This window comes from Anaerococcus sp. HMSC068A02, assembly GCF_001811125.1.
Lineage (GTDB): Bacteria > Bacillota > Clostridia > Tissierellales > Peptoniphilaceae > Anaerococcus > Anaerococcus vaginalis_C.
On the sequence record NZ_KV803717.1, the window covers coordinates 1 to 1,587 of the forward strand.

1 protein-coding gene is annotated in these 1,587 nt (G+C 32.6%); it reads right to left on the bottom strand.

Annotated elements, in window-relative coordinates:
* Positions 1-31: 31 nt before the first annotated feature.
* Positions 32-1,309 carry an IS110 family RNA-guided transposase gene (locus HMPREF2782_RS02700; protein ID WP_070640690.1) on the bottom strand — a complete coding sequence of 426 codons (1,278 nt, stop codon included), beginning with the start codon at positions 1,307-1,309 and terminating at the stop codon, positions 32-34.
* Positions 1,310-1,587 lie beyond the last annotated feature (278 nt).

The following is a 1,587-nucleotide window of genomic DNA, read 5'->3' on the forward strand; positions in this document are numbered from 1 at the left end:
TTTCATTTTTTGAGGCAACACTTTTAATAGTTTATGCGACCAACTTACTCTTTTCTCGAATTAGTTTTTGATGTTCTTCGGGTGTTCTTAATTCAAATGATTTTTGGTTTCTGAGAACAGCAAAAATAATTTGAACCATCTTTCGCATAATTGCACACATTACAACTTTGTATGGTTTTTCAGCTATTTTCTTTTCAAAATAAGCTCGCATAACAGGATTTAAATACTCTCTGTTGCGATTTGGATACACATTAGATTTAGCCAGCATATGGAGAATTGAGCGAACATGAGGTGATCCTCTTTTAGAGATTTTATTGTTTTTCCTATTGTATGTTCCACTTTGGGATACTCCTGGATCCAAGCCAAAGAAGGCAACTAATTCTTTCGGTTTCGAGAAATTGGATATATCTCCAAGCTCTGATAAAACAACACATGCTGTATATTCTCCAACTCCTGGAATACTTTGTAAAAGCACTATTTCTTTATGAAACTTTTCATCTAAAAGAGATAGTCTTTTGATTTCATCATCGATTGCTTTCAAAGCTTCCTGTAAACTGAAAATAACCCTCACAGTTGTTTGAATAAGTACTGCTGAACTAAGGCTTACTATACAAACTTCAATAGATTTTTCAGCAGCTTTCAATAGTTTTTCATATTTTACTTCGGCATAGGAGCTGCTTTTATGTGAATTTTCTTTTATCAGTTGAATAATATCTTGCTTATTTTCAGGAGATAATACTTCCTGTATAGTAGAATATTTTTCAAGCAAAGACAAAGGTGTTTTCCCTTGCAAATCCGCAAATACTTTCTTGAAATCTGGAAAGGAAATATCTAAAAAAGCGATTAATCGGTTGATGTGTTCCACAATTTCATCCGTCAATTCTTTATGCTGTCTACAAAGCTTTTTGATACTGTTAACGGTATCTGAGTGCGTAATTGTTTCGTTGTAATTCTTAATACGATATAGCAACGCTATATTATATGCATCTGTTTTATCTGATTTAATTTTTCGGATATTGATATTTTTCAATGCTCCACTTTGAATCGGATTAATTACAATGACTTCGTAATTATGCTTACGGAAAAAATTAGCTAAAATTTGATGATAGTGTGCAGTAGCTTCCATGATAATTACTGCTCTGTCTTTGTACTTATCTTCTACCTTTTCAAGTACATAGATGAGCGACTTCATACCAGTAATATCATTAGAAATTTTAAGTCTTTTGATGATGTCATTATTAGGTGATAGAATACAGATATCACTGAAAGCTTTACTCACATCAATTCCTACAACAATTTTTTCTGACATAATATACCTCCTATAATTTGGGATGCCCTGTTAATCCAAAACCACAACAGGCTCACGAGTTATACAGGTAATCAATAAATGAACCTAACCAACCGAAAAGATGAAAGGCAATGGAATGAGGGTGGAGTCTACCAAATGAGTAATTCCTAAATTGGAAACCCAGCAAGCACATAAAACAATCCCATTTCATCCCTAATATCTATAATTTTATCATAGATGATTAGGTTCATTTTTAAGAACTATGCTTAAAGCTGTTCTTATACTATTAGTATATGAGC

Bases quoted from the DNA above. Each gene is read 5' to 3' on its own strand.
- HMPREF2782_RS02700 (WP_070640690.1), bottom strand. From the start codon at position 1,309: ATGTCAGAAAAAATTGTTGTAGGAATTGATGTGAGTAAAGCTTTCAGT.